This window comes from Aeromonas veronii, from assembly GCA_041319085.1.
Lineage (GTDB): Bacteria > Pseudomonadota > Gammaproteobacteria > Enterobacterales > Aeromonadaceae > Aeromonas > Aeromonas veronii_F.
Genome location: CP101033.1, coordinates 3,507,735 through 3,529,863, shown reverse-complemented (window position 1 = coordinate 3,529,863; position 22,129 = coordinate 3,507,735). Strand labels below are relative to the sequence as shown.

Annotated in this window: 27 protein-coding genes; 11 read left to right on the top strand and 16 right to left on the bottom strand. The window is 60.5% G+C overall.

The genetic code is table 11. The annotated features are described in order from the left end of the window. Positions 1-89: 89 nt before the first annotated feature. The 4 genes from NMD14_16820 to NMD14_16805 are packed head-to-tail and all read right to left on the bottom strand — an operon-like array spanning position 90 to position 2,634. On the bottom strand, positions 90-992 hold the full coding sequence (locus NMD14_16820; GenBank protein XEI32375.1) for a hypothetical protein: 903 nt from the start codon (positions 990-992) through the stop codon (positions 90-92). Positions 993-1,003: 11 nt separating this feature from the next. Next, positions 1,004-1,771, bottom strand: a complete 768-nt coding sequence (locus NMD14_16815) for a hypothetical protein (GenBank protein ID XEI32374.1) — start codon at positions 1,769-1,771, stop codon at positions 1,004-1,006. 12 nt (positions 1,772-1,783) lie between these two features. Continuing rightward, on the bottom strand, positions 1,784-2,326 hold the full coding sequence (locus NMD14_16810) for a hypothetical protein (protein ID XEI32373.1): 543 nt from the start codon (positions 2,324-2,326) through the stop codon (positions 1,784-1,786). A 23-nt stretch (positions 2,327-2,349) separates the two neighbouring features. Continuing rightward, positions 2,350-2,634, bottom strand: coding sequence for a DnaJ domain-containing protein (locus NMD14_16805; protein ID XEI32372.1), 285 nt, complete (start codon positions 2,632-2,634; stop codon positions 2,350-2,352). 288 nt (positions 2,635-2,922) lie between these two features. Here NMD14_16805 and NMD14_16800 point away from each other — a divergent pair, with 288 nt between their 5' ends. Then, a complete protein-coding gene (locus NMD14_16800; protein ID XEI32371.1) occupies positions 2,923-3,351 on the top strand; it encodes an EF-hand domain-containing protein in 429 nt (142 codons plus the stop codon). A 75-nt stretch (positions 3,352-3,426) separates the two neighbouring features. Here the strand turns inward: NMD14_16800 and NMD14_16795 are convergent, their stop codons facing one another. From NMD14_16795 to NMD14_16780, 4 genes are read right to left on the bottom strand one after another with little or no spacing between them, the layout of a single operon-like run. Beyond that, entirely contained in the window at positions 3,427-3,951 is a 525-nt protein-coding gene (locus NMD14_16795) for a thioredoxin domain-containing protein (GenBank protein XEI32370.1), read from the bottom strand. A gap of 3 nt (positions 3,952-3,954) precedes the next feature. Further along, the gene (locus NMD14_16790) at positions 3,955-4,698 is read right to left on the bottom strand and encodes a DsbA family protein (GenBank protein XEI32369.1); all 744 of its coding nucleotides are present in this window, start codon (positions 4,696-4,698) and stop codon (positions 3,955-3,957) included. A gap of 9 nt (positions 4,699-4,707) precedes the next feature. Further along, positions 4,708-6,492 (bottom strand): thioredoxin family protein, encoded by a 1,785-nt coding sequence (locus tag NMD14_16785; protein XEI32368.1) that lies wholly within the window; start codon positions 6,490-6,492, stop codon positions 4,708-4,710. 52 nt (positions 6,493-6,544) lie between these two features. Further along, a complete protein-coding gene (locus tag NMD14_16780; GenBank protein XEI32367.1) occupies positions 6,545-6,922 on the bottom strand; it encodes a hypothetical protein in 378 nt (125 codons plus the stop codon). A gap of 182 nt (positions 6,923-7,104) precedes the next feature. On the opposite strand from NMD14_16780, the gene NMD14_16775 reads away from it, so the two are divergent. From NMD14_16775 to pspG, 4 genes are all read left to right on the top strand, one after another. Beyond that, positions 7,105-7,833: a 1-acylglycerol-3-phosphate O-acyltransferase gene (locus tag NMD14_16775; GenBank protein ID XEI32366.1), complete on the top strand. Its 729-nt coding sequence runs from the start codon at positions 7,105-7,107 to the stop codon at positions 7,831-7,833. 210 nt (positions 7,834-8,043) lie between these two features. Next, positions 8,044-8,706 carry a phage shock protein PspA gene (gene pspA, locus NMD14_16770; protein XEI32365.1) on the top strand — a complete coding sequence of 221 codons (663 nt, stop codon included), beginning with the start codon at positions 8,044-8,046 and terminating at the stop codon, positions 8,704-8,706. Between the two features lie 2 nt (positions 8,707-8,708). Further along, complete coding sequence (locus tag NMD14_16765; GenBank protein XEI32364.1) at positions 8,709-8,915, top strand: PspC domain-containing protein; 207 nt, start codon at positions 8,709-8,711, stop codon at positions 8,913-8,915. A 48-nt stretch (positions 8,916-8,963) separates the two neighbouring features. Next, a complete protein-coding gene (gene pspG / locus NMD14_16760) occupies positions 8,964-9,182 on the top strand; it encodes an envelope stress response protein PspG (protein XEI32363.1) in 219 nt (72 codons plus the stop codon). A gap of 90 nt (positions 9,183-9,272) precedes the next feature. Here pspG and NMD14_16755 read toward each other — a convergent pair whose 3' ends face one another. Further along, positions 9,273-9,617, bottom strand: coding sequence for a GIY-YIG nuclease family protein (locus NMD14_16755; GenBank protein XEI32362.1), 345 nt, complete (start codon positions 9,615-9,617; stop codon positions 9,273-9,275). Between the two features lie 44 nt (positions 9,618-9,661). Here NMD14_16755 and NMD14_16750 point away from each other — a divergent pair, with 44 nt between their 5' ends. Continuing rightward, complete coding sequence (locus tag NMD14_16750; protein XEI32361.1) at positions 9,662-10,396, top strand: ABC transporter substrate-binding protein; 735 nt, start codon at positions 9,662-9,664, stop codon at positions 10,394-10,396. On the opposite strand, the gene rarD is transcribed toward NMD14_16750, so the two are convergent. Beyond that, on the bottom strand, positions 10,378-11,268 hold the full coding sequence (gene rarD / locus NMD14_16745; protein ID XEI32360.1) for an EamA family transporter RarD: 891 nt from the start codon (positions 11,266-11,268) through the stop codon (positions 10,378-10,380). The two genes, NMD14_16750 and rarD, sit on opposite strands and share 19 nt — an antisense overlap. A gap of 99 nt (positions 11,269-11,367) precedes the next feature. Between rarD and NMD14_16740 the strand changes: the two genes are divergently transcribed. Then, the gene (locus tag NMD14_16740) at positions 11,368-11,955 is read left to right on the top strand and encodes a uracil-DNA glycosylase family protein (GenBank protein ID XEI32359.1); all 588 of its coding nucleotides are present in this window, start codon (positions 11,368-11,370) and stop codon (positions 11,953-11,955) included. Between the two features lie 3 nt (positions 11,956-11,958). On the opposite strand, the gene NMD14_16735 is transcribed toward NMD14_16740, so the two are convergent. Beyond that, positions 11,959-12,816 carry a DMT family transporter gene (locus NMD14_16735; protein XEI32358.1) on the bottom strand — a complete coding sequence of 286 codons (858 nt, stop codon included), beginning with the start codon at positions 12,814-12,816 and terminating at the stop codon, positions 11,959-11,961. 91 nt (positions 12,817-12,907) lie between these two features. Between NMD14_16735 and NMD14_16730 the strand changes: the two genes are divergently transcribed. Beyond that, on the top strand, positions 12,908-13,798 hold the full coding sequence (locus tag NMD14_16730; GenBank protein ID XEI32357.1) for a LysR substrate-binding domain-containing protein: 891 nt from the start codon (positions 12,908-12,910) through the stop codon (positions 13,796-13,798). 9 nt (positions 13,799-13,807) lie between these two features. Here NMD14_16730 and znuB read toward each other — a convergent pair whose 3' ends face one another. Both znuB and znuC read right to left on the bottom strand, forming a co-directional pair. Beyond that, positions 13,808-14,587: a zinc ABC transporter permease subunit ZnuB gene (znuB, locus tag NMD14_16725; GenBank protein XEI32356.1), complete on the bottom strand. Its 780-nt coding sequence runs from the start codon at positions 14,585-14,587 to the stop codon at positions 13,808-13,810. A gap of 21 nt (positions 14,588-14,608) precedes the next feature. Then, complete coding sequence (znuC, locus tag NMD14_16720; protein ID XEI32355.1) at positions 14,609-15,385, bottom strand: zinc ABC transporter ATP-binding protein ZnuC; 777 nt, start codon at positions 15,383-15,385, stop codon at positions 14,609-14,611. A 93-nt stretch (positions 15,386-15,478) separates the two neighbouring features. On the opposite strand from znuC, the gene znuA reads away from it, so the two are divergent. Further along, positions 15,479-16,411, top strand: a complete 933-nt coding sequence (gene znuA / locus NMD14_16715; protein ID XEI32354.1) for a zinc ABC transporter substrate-binding protein ZnuA — start codon at positions 15,479-15,481, stop codon at positions 16,409-16,411. 67 nt (positions 16,412-16,478) lie between these two features. After that, positions 16,479-17,153: a transglutaminase-like cysteine peptidase gene (locus tag NMD14_16710; GenBank protein XEI32353.1), complete on the top strand. Its 675-nt coding sequence runs from the start codon at positions 16,479-16,481 to the stop codon at positions 17,151-17,153. Here NMD14_16710 and NMD14_16705 read toward each other — a convergent pair. Both NMD14_16705 and NMD14_16700 read right to left on the bottom strand, forming a co-directional pair. Next, positions 17,148-18,089, bottom strand: a complete 942-nt coding sequence (locus NMD14_16705; GenBank protein ID XEI32352.1) for a TAXI family TRAP transporter solute-binding subunit — start codon at positions 18,087-18,089, stop codon at positions 17,148-17,150. The genes NMD14_16710 and NMD14_16705 overlap by 6 nt on opposite strands. After that, entirely contained in the window at positions 18,086-19,384 is a 1,299-nt protein-coding gene (locus NMD14_16700; protein XEI32351.1) for a hypothetical protein, read from the bottom strand. Before NMD14_16700 ends, NMD14_16705 begins: the two co-directional genes overlap by 4 nt. 259 nt (positions 19,385-19,643) lie before the next feature. On the opposite strand from NMD14_16700, the gene mepM reads away from it, so the two are divergent. After that, entirely contained in the window at positions 19,644-20,981 is a 1,338-nt protein-coding gene (gene mepM, locus NMD14_16695) for a murein DD-endopeptidase MepM (protein XEI32350.1), read from the top strand. Positions 20,982-21,052: 71 nt separating this feature from the next. On the opposite strand, the gene NMD14_16690 is transcribed toward mepM, so the two are convergent. Next, complete coding sequence (locus tag NMD14_16690; GenBank protein ID XEI32349.1) at positions 21,053-21,997, bottom strand: D-2-hydroxyacid dehydrogenase; 945 nt, start codon at positions 21,995-21,997, stop codon at positions 21,053-21,055. Positions 21,998-22,129 lie beyond the last annotated feature (132 nt).

The following is a 22,129-nucleotide window of genomic DNA, read 5'->3' as shown; positions in this document are numbered from 1 at the left end:
TGATTCCACCCTTATTGCTTGTCGCCAGATATAACAACGCCCGGCGGGCCGGGCGTTGTGGTGCGACTGGATGGGCGACGAAAGCGGCCTTAGAAGTCGTGATAGAGCGGCCAGCCGAGCAATGGGTGCTTGAGACCGGCGCGCATCTCCATGTTGTCGAGCTTCTCCGGAGAGGCGTCCTCTTTTTGCAACTGCTGGTACTGGCGCACGAAGCCGAGGGTATGCAGCAGGTTGGGCACAAAGCCCGGGCTCAACTCCTGGCGCAGGGCGGTGGCCATGTCCGCGGGCAGCGCGCTCAGCATCAGGGCGAGCTGGGTGGCCAGATGGTCGGTGTCGAACCAGGCCTCGTCGAGGGCAATCTCCCGCGCAAGTCGGCGTTTGAGATCCTGCTTCACCTTGAGGGGCGCCGCGCCACTGCCCTTGCCGCAGAGGATGCGGTAGAGCAGCGCCTCGGCCAGCTTGTCCTCCATGGTGGGGTGGTCGCTCTCGCAGGCGAAGAAGTGCTGGTCGATGAGCTCCATCAAGCGGCTCTTGTTGTGCTCGGTCAGCGCCTTCTCATACTCCTGCCACCCTTGCCACTCCTCCACATCGGGGGGACTCGAGATCTTGTCCAGCAGGCGGGCATCCACGTCGCCGTAGAGGCTGTTGCCGGCCTGCTTGGGGCTGACGGTGATGAGCATGGACCAGCCCTTCTGGAACGGCTTGATAGGGCCTTCCGGCGCCTGCAGCAGCGCCAGCGCCTTGGCCGGATCCCGCGCCGAGAGCTCCTGCAGGCCGAGGCTCACCACGCCGATGACGTCGTGGGCGGCCTGCTCCAGCAGGTGCATCTTGTACTTGTTGTAGTACTTGTCGGCGAATTTGAGGCTCATCAGCACCGCCTTGCCCTTGATGGCGGCCAGCTGTTGTTCGCTCAAACGTTCATTGTCGCGGCCAAAGCGCAGCACCTGGGTGAGATAGGGGCCCTGGTTGGCATCGCGAATGACTAACTGCATGAATGGGCTCCTTAATCCAGAAAGCTGAACATGTCGTCGACGTCGCCGTACTCGTCTTCCTCGACCTTGTTCTTCTCTTTGGCCTGCATCACCAGCTCGGCGGCAAACTTGCTGATGATGCCGTCCCAAGTGGAGTGCTCGTTGCGCAGCAGCGCCTTGATGGCTTTCTCCACCTCGGGGGCCAGCTCGCGAATGAGCATCAAGAGGCTGCGCGGGTCGTCCAGCGCGTAGTCGTGGACATCCTCGCTCTGCTGGCGCTCGCTGTAGCGCAGGGACTCTTCGAGATCTTCCTCTTCGGCGTGCAGCACGTCGCGATAGCCCTCGTCCTCTTCATAGCGATCGCCGCGATAGAACTCGATGAAGGGGATGGCGAGGTAGAAGAGACCAGCCGGATCCTCGGCCACGCACTCGAGGATCTCGCGCTGCTTGGCTTCGCTATCCTGGGTGCGGATCAGGTAGTTGAGGAAGTCGAAGGTGTGCTGTTGCAGCTCGTCGGCGTTGTTCTTGATCGCCTCTTCCCAGTAGAGCGGCTGCTGGCAGACGATGTCGCGGATCCGCTCCGGGGTCATCAGCTCGGAGATGATGGAGGGAAAGGAGATGTCGTGCTGGCCGTTGATCTGGGTCAGGGTAACGATATCAATGTTTTCAATCACTTCTGCCAGCTGGTCGTCAGACATGGTCTTGGCGATCAGCTCGAACTTCTCGCTGGCCTGCTTCGGCTCGATGACGGCCAGCTCTTTGATCTCGATGGCGGTAATTTCTATCAGACTGTTGCTCATGCCTTACCCCAATTAGAAACGGACTTCGTCGTACATATCCTGATCGCCGTCGTCATCACCATAGCGGTCACTGCCGCCGTGGTAGTCGGCGTCGGCATCTTCCCCGTCTTCCTCTTCTTCGTCGCGCAGCTCATAGTCGTCATCGCCGCGGTGGCTGCCGCGCGGCAGCGGGTTGTCGAGCAGGAACAGCACGGCGCAGGCTTCCATCAGCTGATCTTCGCTCTGGGCCCGCACCGCTTTGACCAGCGGCAGGGCGGCGTTGTTGAAGCCGACGCTCACCTTGAACTCGTCCCAGCTCGGCTGCTCGCCGCTGGCGAGCCACTTGTTCCACTGCCCCTTGGCCTTGGGCGGGAACTGCACCCGGCCATAGAGGGCGAGCGGCAGGTATTCGGGCATGAACTCCAGCATGCTCATGTCGGCCAGCAGCAGGCTTTTCATCTGGTCGGTGAACTGCTCGAGCCCCTTGGGGTCGTCCTGATCCCGGTAGGATTCGATGTTTTCACTGGCATCGCTTTGCAGGGCCTTGAGCCGTGCCTGGTCCCATTTTTTTTGCATAGTCGCTCTTCTTGCCTGGTGGCTCAGGGGTAGAACTGGTCCCACATCTCCTGCATGGCAGCAGCGGGATCGGTCACGATGACGTTGTTGAAATCCTTGATAAAGGCGGCCCGCTGTTTCGGATCGGACAGCACTTCATAAGCCTGCTTTACCTGGTGCAGCTTGAGGGCTGCCTGCTCTTTCTCTTCTTCGCTCGCCCCGTGCAGCTTGTCGGGGTGGTACTGGTTCGACAGCCGACGATAGGCTTTTTTGATGTCGTTTTCACTGGCGTTGGACTTGACGCCCAACACCCGGAAGTAGTTGTTCATGACGGATCCTGCCTCACTGGCATCGTGGAATTGACCCTGCGCTGGCCTGGCGGCGGGGATCTTGGCAAACCAGGCTCGGCAAAAACCCGACATTTTAACGCAAACAGGCGGCCATCGCCATGAATAGGAAGAAAAGTAACCAGGGGGAGGCGCGGTCGGTACACCTTGCGATCTGCCTCCCGGTAGGCGGTGGCACCGGGGCTACACTACAGGAGGCGCCGGGCGTTGCCCTGGCGATCTTCAGCAGGCCTCGGCCGGGCCGAGACCCTTACTAAGGAATGGACAGCCATGCTCAAATTTTATCTTCTGCCTATGGTACTTCTGGGCGGCCTTGCCATCGCCGCCGATGAGAGCATCGACGAGCCCTTGATGTTCATCAAGGGGGACATCACCAAGGCCCAGTTCATGGAAAGAGCCGAGCAGCGCTTTGCCCGGCAGGACACCGACAAGGATGGCACCCTGTCGGTGGCCGAGAGAGAGGCCGCCATGGCCAAGATGCACGAGGCGATGCAGCAGTCGGGCCAGGCCATGCCGGGCAAGATGGGAAACATGGGCAACATGAGGGCTATGCAGGACACGACCAAGGCGCAGTTCATGGCACGCCATGAGGCCCTCTTCACCCGGATGGACAAGAACGGGGACGGGGTACTCGACGAGGCCGAGCGGGCCAGCGCCAGGGGGCGGCTCGGTCAGGGCGCCATGGCGCCCACGAAATAGGCTTGTCAGCCTTCAGATGAAAAAGAGCCCGGTCGTGATACCGGGCTCTTTGCATACATTGCTGGGCTGACGGGATTACCAGCCGGCCCACAGCAGGCGGGCCTTGAGCCCGAGCCACGAGCTCCAGCCGGTGGTGCTGCTCACCAGCGTCCCATCCTTGATGATGAGGAAGGTGGGGGTGACCCCCACCTGCCAGCGGGCGGCCAGATCTCCCCGCTCATCGTTGTGGGTGGGAAAAGCGAGCCCCTTCTTCGCCATCCCGGCGCGCAACTGCTCATCGCTGCCGGAGCGCAGCGCCACCGTCAGCACGTTTTCACCCTCCTGCCACAGGTTCTCCACGGTCGGCGTGGTGAAGCGGCACACCCCGCACCAGCTGGCCCAGTAATAGACCAGCAGCGGCTTGCCGCGGCTCTGCTCGGCCAGGCTGGTGATGGTGCCATCCTGCAGGGTGAAGGGGGCTTCCATAGCCCCCGCCGGCAGGGTGGGGCTGCGCCACAGATCCAGCAGGGTGGAGATGACCAGCACCATCAGCAGCAGCCAGAGCGCCTCCTTGCCCCAACGGCGCCAGCGGGGGGCATTTACGACTGCATCCTCCGCCATGGCTTAGCTCCGCTTGGCCAGCTCGGCCTTCACCAGCTGCTCCAGCTCGTCATAGGGAAGGGCGCCCGGCACCAGCTGGTTGCCGATGAGCGTCGCCGGGGTGCCCTGCACGCCAAGAAGAGTGCCGATGCGCAGGCTGTTACGCAGCTCCTCGGTGGCCTTGGCATCGGGCTTGAGGGCCGTGTTGCCGGTGGCCGCCAGCGCCTTGTTGATGTCCGCCTCGGTCAGCATCCCCTGCTTGCTCATCAGCTTGTCGTGCAGGGCGAGGAAACGGGCCGGATCCTGTTGCCAGAGGGTGAGGCTGTACTGGGCCGCCTTGGCCGAGCTCTGCCCCTTGAACGGCAGCAGCTTGACCACCAGCCCCAGATCGTCGGGATAGGCCTCGAGCAGCTTGGTCAGGCGGGGATCGAACTGCTTGCAGTAGGGGCAGTTGTAGTCGGTGAACAGCACCAGGGTCAGCTTGGGATTCTTGGCCCCCAGGCGCGGGCTGGTGGCACTGTTGAACAGCACGTCCTGATTGCCCTTGATGAAGTTGCCAAGCTGCGCCTCCTGGGCTGCCGCGTTCTGCTTCTCCCAGGATTCGGCTGCCTCGTCGAGGATCTTGGGGTTGGCGACCAGGGTCTCGCGGATCAGCTCCTTGATACGCGCCTCCTGCTCCGCAGTGAAGGGGGCGGCGGGCAGAGCCGGAGCCTGCAGAGCTGCCGAAAGGGAGGCCAGCAGGGTCAGGGCGCTCAGAGTCGGTTTCATGGTTGCTCCTTAAAATCGGGTGGTGCCAGCCTGAAGCAGGCCAGCCTTGTGCAAGGTGGTCAGCAGATCGTCCTTGTCGAGCAGGGGCGACAGTGTGACCCCTTGCGGCAACTCCGGGCCATAAATCTGGTTGAAGGGGACGGCCGCCGCCCCGCGCTGGCGCAGGAAGGCGGCGATGGTGTCGCTCGGTTTGCTCCAGTCGCCGCGCAGGGCCACCACATCGGGGGCCGAGAGGGCCTGTTGCACCTCATCGCGCAGCAACACGTTATATTTGTTGGCCTTGCAGGTGACGCACCAGTCGGCGGTGACATCGATAAAGACCCGGTTGTTTTGGGCCAGCGCATCTGTGATGGCGCGTTCAGAGAGCGGCTGCCAGACCACCTTGTCAACGCTGGCCGAGCCCTGCGCGCTAAAGGCGCCGCTCAGCAGCAGAGGGCTGCCAATCAGGGCGGTGAGGGCGATCCCCAGTGTGAAACCACGCATGCCGTAACGCCAGATGATGCCAATCAGCGGGGCCAGCAGCATGGCAACCATCAGCCAGCCGGTGGCATAACTGCCGAGATGGTTGTCGAGCAGGCTCGCCAGCCAGAGGCTGGAGCCCAGCATCATCAGGCCGAGCAGGATGCGCAGGCCCCCCATCCAGCGCCCCGGTTTCGGCAACCAGAGGGCGAGCCGTGGCAGGGCTGCCACGAGCAGCCAGGGCAGGCTCATGCCAATTCCGAGCGCGGTGAAGATCAGCCACAGCTGGCCGAGCGGAGCCGCCAGCGCAAAGGCCACTGCGGTGCCGAGGAAGGGGGCCGAGCAGGGGGTCGCCAGCAGAGTGGCGAAGCTCCCCTGCAGGAAGTGACCGCCGAGGCCGTTGCCGCCGCTGGTGGCAAGGCGGGTGCTGAGGGCGCTGGGCAGGCGGATCTCGAACAGCCCCAGCAGGTTGGCGCAAAACAGTAAGGTCACCAGCACCATCAAGCCGATAAAACCGGCGCTCCGGAATTGGATGCCCCAGCCGACCGCCCCACTCATTCCAAAGCCGGGGGCGCGCAGCAGACTGCTCATGGCCGCCAGCACCCAGAAGGAGGCGATGATCCCGGCACTGGCGGCGAGGAACTGCTTGCGCACGGTTCCCTGTTCACGGTCCTGATGTTGCAACACAGAGCCCAGCTTGAGCGCCAGTACCGGCAGCACGCAGGGCATCAGGTTGAGGATCAGGCCGCCGAGCAGCGCCGCCCCCAGCAGCCAGAGCTGGTTGTGCTGATAACCGAGCTTGACCCGGGTGTCGGTGGGCAATTGCTGGGGCAGGGTACTCATCGCCTTCGCCCAAGCAAAATCGAAGTCGGCCGGGGCCTGCCCATCCACTGCGAGGGTGAAGGGAAAGTCGGTCAGGATGCAGACATTGCTGCAGGTCGATAGGCGCAGAGTCCCCTTGAGCGGTTGCCCAGTTGGGTAGTGGAGGCTGAGGGGAAAGGTAACCTCCCCCTGATAACCCTGGGTGCTGAGCCCGGCTACCTCGAAGTGACGTGGCACCGGCCAGCGCCACTGAAAGTCGCCGACCGGCTCATCCCACAGGATCTGGGGGGCAATGCCCCCTTCGCCCGGACTGTGCCAGTAGGTCTTCCAGCCTGACTCCAGCTCGACATCGAGCAGGATGCGGGTCTGATCTGCCGTGCTGCGGTCGGCCTGCAGCCGTACCCGGGCGTGATCATTCTGTGGGCTGGTGAGCCAGCCCGTGTCGCTGGCCAATCCCATGGATTGCCACAGCAGACCGCCCAGTAGCAGGGCCGCCTTGAAGAGATTCGACATCTTTTTGGTCTCGCAAAAATGAGTGACAGCTAACGAAAGAACGCAGCCAAACTCATTCCCGCCAGACGCACAGGGTGAGGTGCAGACGCCGCTCGGGCGGTGAGATGACTCTGGGAGGGGGCAGTGGCGGTGTGTAGCGCCAAAGGGGGGCCAGCAGGGCGATCAGCACCGCCATGGCAAAGAAGAGCTGTTCGACGCAGAGCAGGGTGGCGGCACTTAGCCACTTGCCGTTGAGCTGGCAACTGGTGGGCTGCGGGCTGGCCGGTTTGGCATCCTCTTGATCCATCGCGGCGCTCGGAACAGGCAGTGCCTGACAGCTGAGGGCCTGATCGAGTTGAGCCAGACGGGCCAGCGGCTGGGCCGCACAGTTGAGCACCAGAATGCAGACCAGCAGCAGGAGGTGTTTCGCTACCCGTTGTTGCAAAATCATGTTCGCCCCGTCCATCAAGATGGGGCCATCCTAACGACCAATGGCGGGTGGGGCAAGTCGGCGGCGTATTGATGAGTACTCTAGGTGGCGCGACGGGGAGGGTGGTCGGTTCTGTTTGGCGAACGCTTGTTCGCTAAAAGGGGGATCAGTATACTGCGCCGAGTTAAAACTCGAGGTGTTCGATGCTCAAAATTGCCCGTGTGCTGCTGCTTGGTCTGCTGCTCATTTTCTGGTTCCTGTTCGGCCTGCTGCTCTGTCTGGTTCGTCCGCGCCATCCCAACAACGTCTATGTATTCGCCCGCATGTATCACGCGGTCTGCCCGCTGATCGGGCTGCGAGTCAAGGTGACGGTGGCCGACGAGGTCAAATCGGTCGGCCCGGCAGTCTACGTCTGCAACCACCAGAGCAACTTCGACATCTTCACCGTGACCGGTGCGGTGCAGCCCGGCGTGGTGGCGGTAGGCAAGAAGAGCCTGCTCTGGCTGCCGCTGTTCGGCCTTATCTTCTGGCTCTCCGGCAACGTGCTGATCGACCGCTCCAACCGCTCCCGTGCCATCGGCACCATAGGTCAGGTGGTGGATCGCATCAAGAACCGTGGCACCTCCATCTGGATGTTCCCGGAAGGGACCCGCTCCCAGGGGCGCGGCCTGCTGCCGTTCAAGGCGGGCGCTTTCCACACTGCGGTACAGGCTGAAGTGCCCGTGGTGCCCATCGTCTGCTCCAGCTACTTCGGTCAGGTCGACCTCAATCGCTGGGACAACGGCGAAGTGCTGGTGGACGTGATGGCCCCGGTCTGCAGCAAGGAGCACGGTGCCGCCGGCATTCGCGATCTCTCCGACACCTGCCGCGCCCGGATGGAGGCCAAGCTGACCGAACTGGACAGCAAACTGGGTCACAGCCACGCCGCCTGACGGATATCGCAGATGAATCGTCAAGGGAGCCAGAGGCTCCCTTTTTTGTTGGTAAAAATCACCACCTGGTTGGCTATTTTCACCAACAATCTCTTCTTGAATTTCCTCAGTAAACTCCCATCTATATGTAAAACAACAATAATTTTTTTTGGCACGGCTCTTGTAATGCAATGGGAAGAGATAGCCATCCCATCAACAAGGAGCCAGACCATGAGCGTATTCAGCCGCCTGACCGACGTGATAAATGCCAACCTGCACAGCCTGCTCGACAAGAGTGAAGAGCCGGAGAAGATGCTGCGCCTGATGATCGAAGAGATGGAGCAGGTGCAGGTCGAGATGCGTACCCAGGCCGCCCGCGTGATTGCCGAACAGAAACAGCTGGAGCGTCACCAGCAGGCGTTGCAGGCGCAGATCCTGGAGTGGTCGGCCAAGGCCGAGCTCGCCATCCAGAAGGGGCGTGAGGATCTGGCCCGCGCCGCCCTCACCGAGAAGCTGGCAGAGGTCAAAAAATGTGAACAGCTGGAGCAGGACAAGGCCCGGGTGGCTGAGGTGCTTGCTCAGCTCACCGCCGACAGCGAGCGGCTGGCGGCCAAGCTGACCGAGGCGCGCGAGAAGCAAAAACTGCTGACCCTGCGCGAGCAGACGGCCCACAGCCGCATTCGTGCCCGTGCCCAGGTGGACAACCAGCGCATGCATGAGCTGATGGCGCGCTTTGACGGTTTTCAGGGCCGGGTCGATCAGCTGGAAGCCCAGCTGGAGGCGGCCACCCTGGGGCAGAATCCCTCGCTGGAGGCCCAGTTCCGCGAGCTGGAGCTCAATGACGAGATCGAGCGCGAGCTGGCTCGCCTCAAAGGCCAGAAGGCGGAGGTGTAATCATGAGCCCCTGGCCCAAGGACCTGGTGCATCGCAAGCTGACCGGGGTCTGTGCCGGTATTGCCAGGCGGTTGGGGGTCTCCAGAGTCACGGTGCGGGTGGTGGCACTGCTCGCCCTGATCCTGATGCCACCGCTGGCACTGGCCGCCTATCTGCTGGCGGTGCTGGTGATGCCGCCCCGTTATGAATTGAAGCGCTGGCTGGATTGACCGAAGGGTTGACCAGTCGGCAGATAAGGTACTGATAAGGAGCAAGTTATGCTGGAATTTTTCATATTGCTGGTGGTGCTGCTGGTCATGGCACTGACCGGTTTTACCCTGGTAGCCATGTTGCTGGTGAGCGGCCTGTTCGTGCTGCTTGGGGCGCTGGGCGGCATGCTTGCTCTGATCATCAAGCTGGCCCCCTGGTTGCTGCTGGTACTGGCGGTCTGCTGGCTGATCAGCAACCGCAGCAAGCGTTCCAATACCTACCTCTAACCCGCCTGAGGTTGTGCAAGACGTTGTGTGATGCTCCCTGATTTCCCCTTTCCGGCCACTCATCGAGTGGCCTTTTTTTGCCTGTCACCCTTAAGGCCTGGTCGTTTCGGCTAACCACTGGGGGCTCCAGCGCTGCCAGAGTGCCGGGCTGTGGATCAGCTGCTCCTTGAAGGATTTCGGCTGCTGCTTGAGGCGATATTCGATGCGCAGAGCCGCCCCCTTCTCGCCGACTTCCTGTTGCCATGCCAGCGTCAGTGGCCCCTTGCCGCGCAGGGCGCGAGAGCCCCTGCCACTCTGGTGCTGGCGCAGGCGGCGCAGCGGATCCGTGCTGATCCCGGTATAGAGCAGGCCGGTGGCAGTACGCACCATATAGACAGACCAGTGGGAAGGGGCGGAAGGTTGCTGTACCGGTGTGGTGGTCGCGGGTTCTCTCATTCAAATTCTCTGTGCCAAACTCAGAGGCAGCTCAAGGAGGTGCGATGAGAGTCTGGTTTTGGTTGTGGTTATTGTTGTCGGTCCCGGCTCTGGGGGAGACGATCCGTCTCTACGATTACCATCAGCATCCCCCCTTCAACATCAGTGGGGATGCAGGGCTGAGCCGCGAGCTGGTCAAGTATCTCAATGAAAAGCTGGGGGGTGAACCCAGAATCGAGCTTTGGCTGGTCAATCGCGCCCGGCTGGCGCTGGAGATGGCGGATCCCGACTTCGATGGTCTGGTGGTCTGGGTCAATCCCGCCTGGGTGGGGGATCCCCATCGCGAGCGTTATCTCTGGACCTTTCCGGTGATGCGCGACACCAACGAGCTGGTCTCGAACATCGACAACCCGGTTACCTATCGCGGGCCTGACTCCCTCAAGGGGCTGGTGTTTGGCGGGGTGGAGGGTTATCGCTATCAGGGGATCGATGAAGCTGTCGCACGGGGTGAGCTAGAGCGTCACGATGCCAAGAAGGTGAAGACCAATCTCGATCTACTGCTGCGGGGACGCATCGATGTGACTCTGGTGAGTGGCTCAGCGCTGCGTTTCTTAATCGGCTCATCCGATTATCAGGACAAGCTGTTTATTTCCCCATTTCCCCAGTCCAGCTATACCCGCCATATTTTGGTCCCCACATCCCGTGCGGATCTCCATGCCCGTCTCAACGACATTGCCGAGCAGATGGACAGAGATCCCCGTTGGCACAAGGTACTGGAGTCCTATCGCGGTACGCCCTGAGGGCGGCGCTTGAGCCGGTGCAGCGGCAACAGGCTCACCAGCAGACCGGCCCAGACGAAGGCGAAACCGACCGCCTTGATGGGGTCCGGCGCCTCACCAAACCAGTAGATGGCGAGCAGGAAGGCGAGGCTGGGCTCGATATATTGCAGCAGCCCCACCGTGCTCATCCGGGTTCTCGCCACTGCGTAGCAGAACAGCCCCACCGGCAACAGGGTGGCGGGCGCACTGCCCATCAGCAGCAGCTTGTCGGCCAGATCCCCGTTCACGAATGCCCCTTCCCCGTGCCAAGCCAGCGTGCCGATGATGATCAGCGCGACGGGCAGTTGCACCATGGCTTCCAGATAGAGGCTGGTGCCGGTGTCGTAGTGGATCTTCTTCTTGATAAGGCCGTAGCAGGCGAAGTTGGCTCCCATGACGAGGGAGAACCAGGGGAGCTGGCCGTAGCAGAACAGCATGTAGGCGAGCCCCGCCAGCGCCAGCGCGACCGCCAGATGCTTTTGCGGGGTAAGCCGCTCTTTGAGGAAGATGACGGCGAATACGATATTGAACAGCGGGGTCATAAAGAAGGCGAGGCTGGTGGTCAGCACTTGCCCGGTAGTGAGGCACCAGGTGAACATGCACCAGCTGATGGACATCACGGGGCCCGCCAGCAGAATGAGGCCGAGCTGGCGCGGCTCGCTGCGTATTTGTGCCCAGGGCACCTTGTGGCCAAGCAGCAAAAACAGGGCACCCAGCAGCACCACAGACCAGAGCACGCGGTGGGAGATGAGCTCCCACATGTTGACCTCGGGCATGAATTGATAATAAAGCGGCAGCATCCCCCACAGGATGAAAGAGAGGGTCGCGGTGCCGGTACCTAGCCAGTTTTTCATTATTGTCCGTTTATTAAATTAAACGCTCGTGGCGATAGTAGGGCGCGCGCCCTGTTTCCACAAGAGGGAAAACAGGGAAATGCTGGTACTATCAACGTCATGCAGCGAATCGATAAGTTGTTTGAGCAAATCAGGGCCTGCCGTCTGTGCGAGGCTCATCTGCCGCTGGGGCCTCATCCGGTGATCCGCGGGGCCGAGAGTGCCCGCCTGCTGATCATCGGTCAGGCGCCCGGCACCCGGGTGCATGCCAGCGGTATCCCATGGGATGACCCCTCCGGCGATCGCTTGCGCCATTGGCTCGGTGTCGATAAGGCCACCTTTTACGACGAATCCCGCATCGCCATCATGCCGATGGGGCTCTGCTATCCCGGCAGGGGAAAATCCGGCGATCTGCCGCCGCGCCCCGAATGTGCGCCTACCTGGCACGACAAGGTATTGATGCTGTTGCCCAATATCGAACTGACCCTGCTGATCGGCCAATATTCACAAGCCTACTATCTGCGGGGGGCAGCCAAGGGATCGCTCACCGACACGGTGCGCAGCTGGGCCGACTATGGCCCCGGCTGGCTGCCGTTGCCGCATCCCTCCCCGCGCAATACCCTCTGGCTCAAAAAGAATCCCTGGTTCGAGCAGGAGGTTATCCCTCATCTGCAACAAAGGGTCGCCCCTTTGCTGAAACGACCCTGAGCATTAGACCGCTGGCTCGGCCAGCGGTTTGGGTTTGCTGCGCGCCATGGCGATGAGCGGCAGGACGATGCAGATACAGCCCAGCAGCAGCGGTAGACCCGGCTGCTCGTCAAACAGCCATACCCCGATGGCGACGGCCATCAGCAGACCGGTATATTCGGCCGAGGCGATCTTGCTCGCCTCCGCCTTGCGATAGGCCACCACGCACAAGCCCGCATAGACCATGATCAGCGCCGAAGAGCCAAAGGCGGGCCACCACATCTGCCACTGCCAGTCCCCCCCTTCCCACAATGCCAGCGCCAGAATGAAGGGCATGCTCAGCACGTTGGTGAAGAACAGGGTTTGGGCGATGGGCTGCTTGAGCGGGATCCGCTTGATCAGCAGGTTGTTGAGCGCCATGGAGAGCGCCACCCCGAGTGCCGCTAGTGCGGCCCAGTTCACTTCGGTCGGGCGCAGCACGATCAGTACCCCGATAAAGCCGATCAGCGCGGTCAGTACCTTCTGGCGCGAGATCGCTTCCCCCGCCATCCACACCGCCAGCGGCACCATCATCAGCGGCGCGGCATAGAAGAGGGCATTGGCGGTGGCGAGCGGCAAGCGGGTGAGGGCGACCACCATCAGACAGACGCCGACCGCCCAGATATGGGCCCGCAGCAGGTGCCATTTGATGGCCACCGGCGGGTTGCGGCGCCATGACCAGAGCAGCCAGGGCATCAGCAGAAGGGCGGCCGAGAGCTGGCGAAAAAAGACAAACTGGAAGATGGGCTGATCCGGCTCCAGTACCTTGACCAGTGCATCGGAAAAGACCGCCACCATGTTGCCCAGCACCAGATAAAGGATGCCGATCCCTACTGCATTCATACCACCTCCCACTTCAGATGAGGGGAGGGTAGCGTGCCGGTTGATATTCAGTAAAATGATAAAAAATGACCACTCATGAGATATTTAGATAATGAAGCTTCCTCCTCTGCGTGCGGTGCAATATTTCGAGGTAGTGGCCCGGCTGCTCAGCTTCTCCCGTGCCGCCCTTGAATTGAACGTCAGCCAGAGTGCGGTCAGCCACCAGATCCGCCTGCTGGAGGATTTTCTGGGGGAGCGGTTGCTGCTGCGTCAGGGGCGGCTGCTCTCGTTGACGACGCAGGGGGAGAGCTATTTCGAGGGGATTGCCGCCGGGCTCGGCCAGATTGCCCAGAGCAGCGAGCAGCTGCGCGGTGGCGGCGAGATGCGAGTCCGGCTCGCAGTCTACAGCTCTTTTGCGGTGAAGTGGCTGATCCCGCGGTTGGCTGGATTGCGCCAGCTCTACCCCGAGCTGGATTTGAGTCTGGAGATGGTGGCGGAAGACCCCGAGCTCTCCGATCGGGTGGCGGACTGCTTTATCACTGTGTCGCCCCACGGACGCGGCTATTGCCACGATCTTATCTATCAGGAGCGGCTCTTTCCGGTCTGCAGTCGCCGTCTGTTGCAGCAGGTCAGCGGGGAGTGGCCGGGCGCCATCTGGCAGTTGCCGTTGCTGTCGGTGCAGTCCATCTACAAGGCGAGGGGGGAGGATTGGCAGCGCTGGGCCAAGGCGGGTGGGCTGGTGATTCCGGACGAGGCGCGGATGCACCACTTCAGCCATGTGCTGTTGGCGATGGAGGCGGCGGCCTGGGATCAGGGGGTGGCGTTCGTGAATGACTACATGCTGCGGCCCGATGATCCCCAGCTGGTGGCCTTGCCAGTACACCAGCTGGAGACGGGGGATGCCTTCTACTTTACCTGCAAGCGCTCGCGGGCCCATGAGCCCGCCATCAGCCGGTTGCGCCAGTGGCTGATGATGGAGACACGCCAGAGCATGCCGCTCTAGCCTGCACCGTTACGCTCTCTTGAACTGGCTCAGCACAAACAGGCTGGTGGCGCAGACGACGACCGAAGGCCCAGCCGGGGTGTCCTGGTACCAGGAGAGCGTCAATCCGCCGAGCACGGCGAGACAGCCGATCAGCGCGGCAAAGCCAGCCATCTGCTCCGGTGTCTGGCTGAAACGGCGGGCGGTGGCGGCGGGGATGATCAGCAGGGAGGTGATGATCAGCGCGCCGACAAACTTCATCGCCACGGCGATCACCAGCCCAATCAGCAGCATCAATACGCAGCGCAACACATCGACCCGGATCCCTTCTACCCGCGCCAGCTCTTCCGAGATGGTCATGGAGAGCAGTGGATCCCACAAGCGCCACAGGGTGAGCAGCACCAGCGCGCCACCGCCGTAGATCCAGAGCAGATCCATCGGTTGTACCGAGAGCAGGTCGCCAAACAGGTAGGCCATCAGATCCACCCGCACATTATCCATAAAACTCAAGGTAACCAGACCGAGGGACAGGGCGCTATGGGCCAGAATGCCGAGCAGGGTATCGGTCGCCACCTGCTGGTTGCGACTCATGATTACCAGCAGCATCGCCATGGCGAGGCAGCAGACCACCACCGCCAGGGTGAGATCGACCTGCAGCAGGATGCCCAGCGCGATACCGAACAGGCAGGCGTGGGAGAGGGTGTCGCCAAAATAGGCCATCTTGCGCCATACCACGAAGCTGCCGAGGGGGCCAGCCAGCAGGGCGATGCCGAGGCCGGCCGCGAGGGCGTATAACAGAAAGCTGTCCACTTGAATGTCCTGTTGCTTGCGCTATTTGCTGTGAGCGTTGTTGCGAGAGGGCAGGCGGATGACGGGGGCCTGCGGTTCATGATGATGGTGTTCGCCGTCGCAATGGTGATGGTGGGTATAGACCGCCAGCACCTCCTGCTCCGGGCGCCCGAACAGACGGGCAAATTCGGGATGGCGCGCCACGCTTTCCGGCTCGCCATGACAGCAGACATGGCGATTGAGGCAGATCACCTCGTGGGTGCTGGCCATCACCAGATGCAGGTCGTGGGAGACCATCAGCACGGCGCAATTGAATTCGGCGGCGAGCTGACCGATCAGGGCATAGAGCTCGATCTGGCCGGTGATATCAACCCCTTGCACCGGCTCGTCCAGCACCAGCAGTTCGGGCTTGACCAGCAGGGCGCGAGCCAGCAGCACCCGCTGCATCTCACCACCGGAGAGCTTCTGCATCCGGTTCTCCAGCAGTCCCTCTGCGCCCACCCGGGTCAGTGCCTCCTCGATGGAGAGGCGGCTGTTTTTGCCCAGTTGCAGGAAGCGGCGTACCGTCAGCGGCAGGGTGGGATCCAGATAGAGGCGCTGTGGCACATAGCCGACTCTCAGATCGCGGCTGCGGGTGATCTTGCCCGAGTCCGGGGTGAGCAGACCCAGCACCAGCTTGCTCAGGGTGCTCTTGCCAGCCCCGTTGGGGCCGACGAGCGTGGTGATTTTGCCTTTATTGAGGGTAAGGGAGACCTTGTCGAGCACAGAGCGTCCATCAAACGAGAGAGAGACCTCTTTCAGCTCTACCAGTTGGCTCATGACAACTCCGGGGTTTACAGCCAGTGAGAGTTATAATATAACAAAAAGTGGCTGTTATATTATCACATACTCACCCCCTGACGAGATTCACCAATGAGAATTATTGCGCTTTTCACTGCCCTGCTGGCGGTGAGTTTGCCTGTTCGTGCCATTGAGGTACTGACCACCATCAAGCCGCTAGGCTTCATCGCAGCAGCGATCACTGACGGCGTGAGCGAGCCCAAGGTATTGCTGCCGACCGGCGCCTCTCCCCACGATTTTTCCCTGCGCCCTTCCGATATTCGCAGCATCAACAGTGCTGGGCTGGTGGTCTGGGTTGGCCCCGAGCTGGAAGGTTTTATGGCCAAGCCGCTGGCCAATCATCCCCATGCTCTGGCCCTGACTCAGGTTGAGGGGATGCCGCTGTTCAACTACGCGACTCAGGATAGTCACGATTCCCATGACCATGATGATCACGATCATGCCGCTCACGAGCACGGTGACCATGATGAAGGGCATGAGGGACATCATCACGAAGGGGTCGATCCCCATATCTGGCTTGGCCCGACGCAGGCCAAAGTGATTGCCAAGGCGATCGCAAGTGAATTGGGCAAGCTGGATCCGGCCAATCAGGCTCGTTATGACGCCAACCTCGCGGTATTTGATGCCAAGGTGGATGCCAAAGACAAGGTGATTGCTGGCCAGATGAAGGCGGTGAATGAGAAGGGGTACTTTGTCTTCCACGAGGCGTATGGCTACTGGGAGCGCCACTACGGCATGAGTTCAAAGGGTCACTTTACCGTGAGCCCTGAGCGTCGCCCGGGCGCCAAGACCCTGGTGGATATACGCAAGGCACTGGAAGAGAAGCAGGCGAGCTGCATTTATGCCGAGCCGCAATTCTCACCGGCGGTGATCGAATCGGTGGCACGCAATACCGGCGCCAAGGTGCTGTTGCTGGATGAGGTGGGTGAACAGGTGCCGCTCGGCCCGGATGGTTATCCCCAATTCATGCAGCAACTGGCAGACGCCTTCGCCCAGTGTCGCTGATCAGCGGCTGAGTCTCTCATTCGGGCGGACTATACTGACCACCAGCATCTGACATGGAGTGTCTGGTATGAAATGGTTGTTGATCCCGGCCTGCACCTTGGCGCTATGTTGCGCCAGCGTGCAGGCTTCGCGTCTTTCCGAGTACATTGCCAGCCCGGATCTGCGGGCCAAGCTGCAGGACGTGTATGGTGGCCGCGCCATCCAGCGGGCCGAGGCATTTTCTCGTCTGCTCACCCCCAGAGCGGGAACAACTGACCAGCAGAAGATCGAGCTGGTGAACACCTACTTCAACAATCTGACCTACAGCGAGGACCCCTGGTTGTGGGGGGATGAGGATTACTGGGCCAATCCGCTGGAGTTCATCGGTGCCCGGGGTGGGGATTGCGAGGATTATAGCATCGCCAAGTACTACACCCTGATGGAGTTGGGGGTGGATGAGAAGAGGCTGCGGCTGGCCTACGTCAAGGCGGTGCGTTACAACCGGTTTCACATGGTGACGCTCTACTTCCCGACCCCCAAATCAGATCCGCTGGTGCTCGATAACATCAACAGCCGGATCCTGCCCGGCAGCAAGCGTACCGATCTCATCCCCGTTTACAGCTTCGATGCCAAAAGCATCTGGATCATGAAGTCACGGCGGGAAGGAACGTTGGCGGGGAGCGCCGACCGGCTGGCGCAGTGGACATCGATGAAGACCCGTTTTTCCAGCGAGCAACTGCGCTCTCCCCGTCGTCAGCTATAGCTTGCCCGCCGCTTTCAACTCCTCGAAATATTTCGCCGCGCCCGGATGCTGTTCAATGCTCAGCACCGGGCCGGTTTTATTACGTGCCCGGTGAAACATATTGGCGTAGCCATAAGTCTGCTCATTGAACTTGGTCTGCTGGGTCAGCATGGCCTTGGTCAAGCGATAGACAGACTCTTCCGGCATAGCTGCATTGGTAACCAGGGTGGCGGCAATGGCAAAGGTGGGTGTCGCCTTCAGATTGCCGGGGTAGATGCGGGCGGGTACCTGACTGCGTTGGTAATATTTGACCCCCTTGAGTAGCTGATCTCGGGTGGCCCCATCGATGGGGAGGAAACTGACCGCGCAACGTTTGGCGGTGTCGAGCACGATCCGGTTCGGGTGTCCCATCACCAGTGCAAATGCGTCGATCTGCTTGCTACAGAGCGCATCCGGCAGGTTGGCCACGCTCTTCAGGTCGAGATCCTGCTCTTTCGCTCCCAAGATGTTGAACAGGGCCAGCGCCGTCTGGCGGGTACCCGAGCTCTTCAACCCCATGTCGATGGGGGCGAGTTTGAGCTGTTCCAGTGACGTGATATCGCCATCGGCACGGATCACTATGGTGAAGGGCTCAGCATGGCTAGCAAACAGCGCGCGCAGCTCAGGTTGTGGCTGTTCGGCAAAGGGGCCCAAGCCCTTGCTGGCCTGATAGAGCCAGTCTGACTGCACCATGGCATAGGAGACTTCGCCGCGCCTCACGCGTTGCAGGTTCTCTATTGAACCCGATGTGGCCTGCAGTTTGCACGCAAGTTGCTCGTCGACCTCATGGGCCAGACGGCAGAACTCTCTGGTTATCTGGTGATAGATGCCCTGCTCACCACCAGTGCCAATAGTGACGGTTTCAGCCATTAACCCGGGTTGCCAAAACAGAGGCAACAGCATGGCGAGCTTTTTCATGATTGCGCCTCCTTGGCATAACCATCGATACCCCAGGTCCGCAGTTTGTCGATGTCGCGACACTCTCCAGATTCTGCCAGCAGGGTATAACCGGCGGCATGCATGGTCTGGGAGAGTAGATTCCAGTAGAGCGGCTCATCGGTCAGCTGGCAGCTGATAAAGATGGGATTGAGCGGGTCAAGTTGATTGAAGGTATCCGCATTGAGGGGAATGGCGCTGAAGGCGAGCTCACACCCCTGTTCCTGTAGTGCCGCCAAGGTAGACTGGCCATGGGAGGGGAACGTGGCCACATCCCAGCGCCAATCCAGCGTTGTACCTCGGCCCTGGCTCAGCAGGGGGGCGATCTCTGACCATTGCGGATGATTGAGCAGGGAGAGGGGCAGCAAGATCCCCTCTATATGAGAGTGCTGCCACTGTTGCAGGGCGGCCAGGACGATCGCGAGCTCGCTGTCGGCGCCGAGATGCTGGTTGGGTAAAAAGCGCTGATAGATCGCGATATCCCCTTGAGTTGAGACAAATTTTTGCAGTTGCCCACCTTCTGGTAACGGGCTTAACCCTTGCAGCGGCTGCGGGTGAGTCAGTGGAAGCTGTTTTCCCAGTTGGGTGACCTTGAGTCGCTGTTGCAGCAGATCCCGTTTACGTTCGGAGACCAGTTGGTTGATGGAGATCGCCACCTCTTTGAGATCCTGCAACCAGGGGATGGGCAGGGTGCGGTTGAACTGGTGTTTGCGGATCCGGATCAGCTGCAGGTTGATCTGCGCCAGGGGGTGCAGCAGGCGTTTGCACACCAGGGAGATGATCAGGGTAAATACAACGAGGCCTGCCAGCAGTGCCAGAGCGGTGCGGCTGATGGCATTCCACAGGTGCTGGTAGGCGTAGCCGCTATGCCCCTCCAGTGTCAGGGTGCCCAGCATGCGCCAGCCATCGGTCAACTCTTGCTCAATTTTGACCGGCGGCATGCCGATAACCGAGGGCAGCCAGCCGGGAACATTTTGCTGGGTCGAGTGGAAGACCTTCTGAAACAGCAACTGACCATCGGGATCGATCAGGGTGACCGAGCTGACGAAGCCGCCATCGAACATGGCATTGATGATGGTTTCGGCCAGCACATTGTCATCATTGAGCAGGGTACCTTGCAGCACCAGCCCGAGCGCGGTGATGGAGGTTTCCAGGTTGGCTGACATCTGGTCGAGGATGGACTGGCGGACTGTCGTGACTTCCAGTGCAAACAGCAGCGCCGCACCGATCAGGAACAGGACGACAATTATTCTGATTAATAATTTTGCTAACGACATATCCACTCCATGGAAAATTTATTGCAACATTTGCTGTTTTTATTCTGACTCTATGGCGAGCTGGCTCTTAAAAATAGGAAAAAATGGTTAAAAAAGACGATCATTTCTGCCCATCCGAGCTGGTTATGCATAAAATGTGAAATTCATGCAGATTGCGATGAACTATTTGTATCGTTTTTTGTCAAACAGACAGTTTTATGCGGATTTGGTACTACCGCATCGCAACTCACACTCTTCAGATATAAAGACAGGATAGCGGATGAAACGTCTCCGTCCCTTGGCTCTACAGGCAGCCAATTGGGAACCACCGGTTCCCCGCAAACATTTTTACGCCATGCTGGTGCTGACGGCCATGACCCTGTCAGCAGTGGCATTATTGCCAGCTCCGGGTGATATCCTTGAGCGGCCGCTGCGTCTCGAGTTGCCCATTGATACCGCCGGTACGGCAACCAACGAAAACAACACCGATTTTAACGAAATCCCCGATCACGAACTGGTTGATCAGAGTGCGCCGGATGACGACATTCCGGACGACACGACGCCCCAGTGGCAGGATTACCAGGTGCGCAACGGTGAAAACCTGACCGCCATTTTTAACAATCTCGGCCTCTCCACCACCACTCTCTACAAGGTGCTGGACGCTGATAACAAGAACTATCTGGCGCAGCTCAAGCCGGGACAGACCATCGAGCTGCTGGTCGATCCGGACAACATCCTGCAGCAACTCAAAATCCGCCTGAATATCAAGCAGACGCTGGTGATGGCACGCAGCGAAGATGCCTATACCGCCTCCATGATCAATGAGAAGGTCGAGTGGCAACCGCAGCGTTACAATGGGGTGATCAACGGCAGCTTCTATGTCAGTGCCCGTAATGCGGGTATTCCGGCCAACCATATCCAGAAAATTGCCAACCTGTTCCAGTGGCGAATGAATTTCGCCAAGGATCTGCAGAAGGGCGACAAGTTCAAAGTGCTGGTACGCCAGGAGACGGTGGAAGGCAAGAGCACCGGCAACAGCCAACTGCTGGGGGTGGAAGTGATTAGCCAGGGCGAGAATGTGTCAGCCTGGCTGGCTGAGGATGGCAACTATTACGATGGTCAGGGCAACAGTCTGGAGCGCGGTTTCCGCCGCTACCCGACCCACAGCCGCTATCGGATCAGTTCCAATTTCAACCCAGCGCGCAAACACCCGGTGACCGGTGTGATCCGTCCCCACGAAGGGACTGACTTCGCGCTGCCGGTGGGTACACCAGTGCTGGCGACCGGCGATGGTATTGTCCAGAAGGCGACCAGCCACCCGCTGGCGGGGACCTATGTGGTGATCAAACATGGCCGTACCCTGGCGAGCCGCTATCTGCACCTGAGCAAGCTGCTGGTCAAGCCGGGCCAACGGGTGAAGATGGGCGACAAGATCGGCCTTTCCGGCAACACCGGTCGTTCTACCGGTGCTCACCTGCACTACGAACTGCGGATCAACAACCGCCCGGTCAATGCCATGACCGCCAAGCTGCCGATGGCTGAACCGCTCAGCGGCAAGGAGCGTCGTCAGTTCCTTGCCAAGGTGAAGAGCTACCGCAAGGAGCTGGCCGCGGGTTGATACCTGTCGTCACTGCCTGAAATGAAAAGGCCCCGCCAGATTGGCGGGGCCTTTTGCATGCGCAGTGAGGCTCAGTAACCCTTGTCGAAGTCTATTTTGCCGTCGAGCGGCTGGCCATCGATAAAGCGGATGTAGTTGCGCACGAAGATCTGGGCCACATCCTCTGGGAAGCTGTAGGCGCTGTTGTGAGGGGTGACGATGAGGTTGGGTTGTCCCCACAGCGGACTGTCGGCGGGTAGCGGCTCCTGCTCGAACACATCCAGCACCGCCATCGCCAGCTTGCCGGTACGCAGTGCGGTGAGCAGGTCACCCGAGTGGACGGCGCTGCCGCGACCGACGTTGAACAGGATGGCGCCCGGTTTGCAGTGTTCGAAGCGCGCGGCATTGAACAGATGGCGGGTATCGCGGGTGGCCGGTAGCACGCTGACGATGACATCGGCCTGCGCCAGCATCTTGTTGAGCGCAGGCAACTGATAAACCTGATCAAACCCGGCCCGCTCCCGACCGCTGCGGCTGATGCCCAGCACCTTCATGCCAAAATGTTTGCCGGTGTGGGCGATATGCTGGCCAATGCTACCGGTACCCAGGATCAGCATGGTGCGCCCCTTGAGGCCCTGATAGGGATGGCTCTGCCACAGCCGCTGTTTCTGCTGCTCCCGATAAAGGGGAATTTGGCGCATCAGGCTGAGCAGATGACCAAAGACATACTCGCTCATCAGTGGGCCGAAGATGCCGCGCACATTGGTGAGCTGATAGTCGCGGCGACTGTCAGGGTCGAGCAGCACATCGACTCCCGCATAGGTGGACTGGAACCAGCTCAGCTTGTTGGCTTTGGGCAGCAGTGGTTTGGCGCGGGCCGGTTCGGCCATCAGAATATGGGCTTCGCCAATCAGTTTTTCGGCATCGCCCGGATTATCGGCCCGCAGAATGCGCAGATGGGGGAGGTTGGCGGCCTTGAGCATCCGTTCGTAGTGAGCATTATCCTGGCTGAGCAAAAGAAGGGTACGTTGGCTCATACTCTTGTTCCTTATCAGAATTTGCGGCGCAACAAGATGCCGCTCTCGTCCCATCTTACCTGACTTCATCTCGCAACATAGCCGACCAGGGCGCTTTTTCGTTTTCGCCGCGCCCCTCGTGGGCTACAATCT

Bases quoted from the DNA above. Each gene is read 5' to 3' on its own strand.
- NMD14_16800 (XEI32371.1), top strand. From the start codon at position 2,923: ATGCTCAAATTTTATCTTCTGCCTATGGTACTTCTGGGCGGCCTTGCC.
- znuC (XEI32355.1), bottom strand. From the start codon at position 15,385: ATGAGCCAACTGGTAGAGCTGAAAGAGGTCTCTCTCTCGTTTGATGGA.
- NMD14_16710 (XEI32353.1), top strand. From the start codon at position 16,479: ATGAAATGGTTGTTGATCCCGGCCTGCACCTTGGCGCTATGTTGCGCC.
- NMD14_16810 (XEI32373.1), bottom strand. From the start codon at position 2,326: ATGCAAAAAAAATGGGACCAGGCACGGCTCAAGGCCCTGCAAAGCGAT.
- pspA (XEI32365.1), top strand. From the start codon at position 8,044: ATGAGCGTATTCAGCCGCCTGACCGACGTGATAAATGCCAACCTGCAC.
- NMD14_16775 (XEI32366.1), top strand. From the start codon at position 7,105: ATGCTCAAAATTGCCCGTGTGCTGCTGCTTGGTCTGCTGCTCATTTTC.
- NMD14_16790 (XEI32369.1), bottom strand. From the start codon at position 4,698: ATGAAACCGACTCTGAGCGCCCTGACCCTGCTGGCCTCCCTTTCGGCA.
- NMD14_16735 (XEI32358.1), bottom strand. From the start codon at position 12,816: ATGAATGCAGTAGGGATCGGCATCCTTTATCTGGTGCTGGGCAACATG.
- NMD14_16730 (XEI32357.1), top strand. From the start codon at position 12,908: ATGAAGCTTCCTCCTCTGCGTGCGGTGCAATATTTCGAGGTAGTGGCC.
- NMD14_16740 (XEI32359.1), top strand. From the start codon at position 11,368: ATGCAGCGAATCGATAAGTTGTTTGAGCAAATCAGGGCCTGCCGTCTG.
- NMD14_16690 (XEI32349.1), bottom strand. From the start codon at position 21,997: ATGAGCCAACGTACCCTTCTTTTGCTCAGCCAGGATAATGCTCACTAC.
- NMD14_16820 (XEI32375.1), bottom strand. From the start codon at position 992: ATGCAGTTAGTCATTCGCGATGCCAACCAGGGCCCCTATCTCACCCAG.
- NMD14_16805 (XEI32372.1), bottom strand. From the start codon at position 2,634: ATGAACAACTACTTCCGGGTGTTGGGCGTCAAGTCCAACGCCAGTGAA.
- NMD14_16785 (XEI32368.1), bottom strand. From the start codon at position 6,492: ATGTCGAATCTCTTCAAGGCGGCCCTGCTACTGGGCGGTCTGCTGTGG.
- mepM (XEI32350.1), top strand. From the start codon at position 19,644: ATGAAACGTCTCCGTCCCTTGGCTCTACAGGCAGCCAATTGGGAACCA.
- NMD14_16705 (XEI32352.1), bottom strand. From the start codon at position 18,089: ATGAAAAAGCTCGCCATGCTGTTGCCTCTGTTTTGGCAACCCGGGTTA.
- rarD (XEI32360.1), bottom strand. From the start codon at position 11,268: ATGAAAAACTGGCTAGGTACCGGCACCGCGACCCTCTCTTTCATCCTG.
- NMD14_16815 (XEI32374.1), bottom strand. From the start codon at position 1,771: ATGAGCAACAGTCTGATAGAAATTACCGCCATCGAGATCAAAGAGCTG.
- znuA (XEI32354.1), top strand. From the start codon at position 15,479: ATGAGAATTATTGCGCTTTTCACTGCCCTGCTGGCGGTGAGTTTGCCT.
- NMD14_16755 (XEI32362.1), bottom strand. From the start codon at position 9,617: ATGAGAGAACCCGCGACCACCACACCGGTACAGCAACCTTCCGCCCCT.
- NMD14_16765 (XEI32364.1), top strand. From the start codon at position 8,709: ATGAGCCCCTGGCCCAAGGACCTGGTGCATCGCAAGCTGACCGGGGTC.
- NMD14_16700 (XEI32351.1), bottom strand. From the start codon at position 19,384: ATGTCGTTAGCAAAATTATTAATCAGAATAATTGTCGTCCTGTTCCTG.
- pspG (XEI32363.1), top strand. From the start codon at position 8,964: ATGCTGGAATTTTTCATATTGCTGGTGGTGCTGCTGGTCATGGCACTG.
- NMD14_16750 (XEI32361.1), top strand. From the start codon at position 9,662: ATGAGAGTCTGGTTTTGGTTGTGGTTATTGTTGTCGGTCCCGGCTCTG.
- NMD14_16780 (XEI32367.1), bottom strand. From the start codon at position 6,922: ATGATTTTGCAACAACGGGTAGCGAAACACCTCCTGCTGCTGGTCTGC.
- NMD14_16795 (XEI32370.1), bottom strand. From the start codon at position 3,951: ATGGCGGAGGATGCAGTCGTAAATGCCCCCCGCTGGCGCCGTTGGGGC.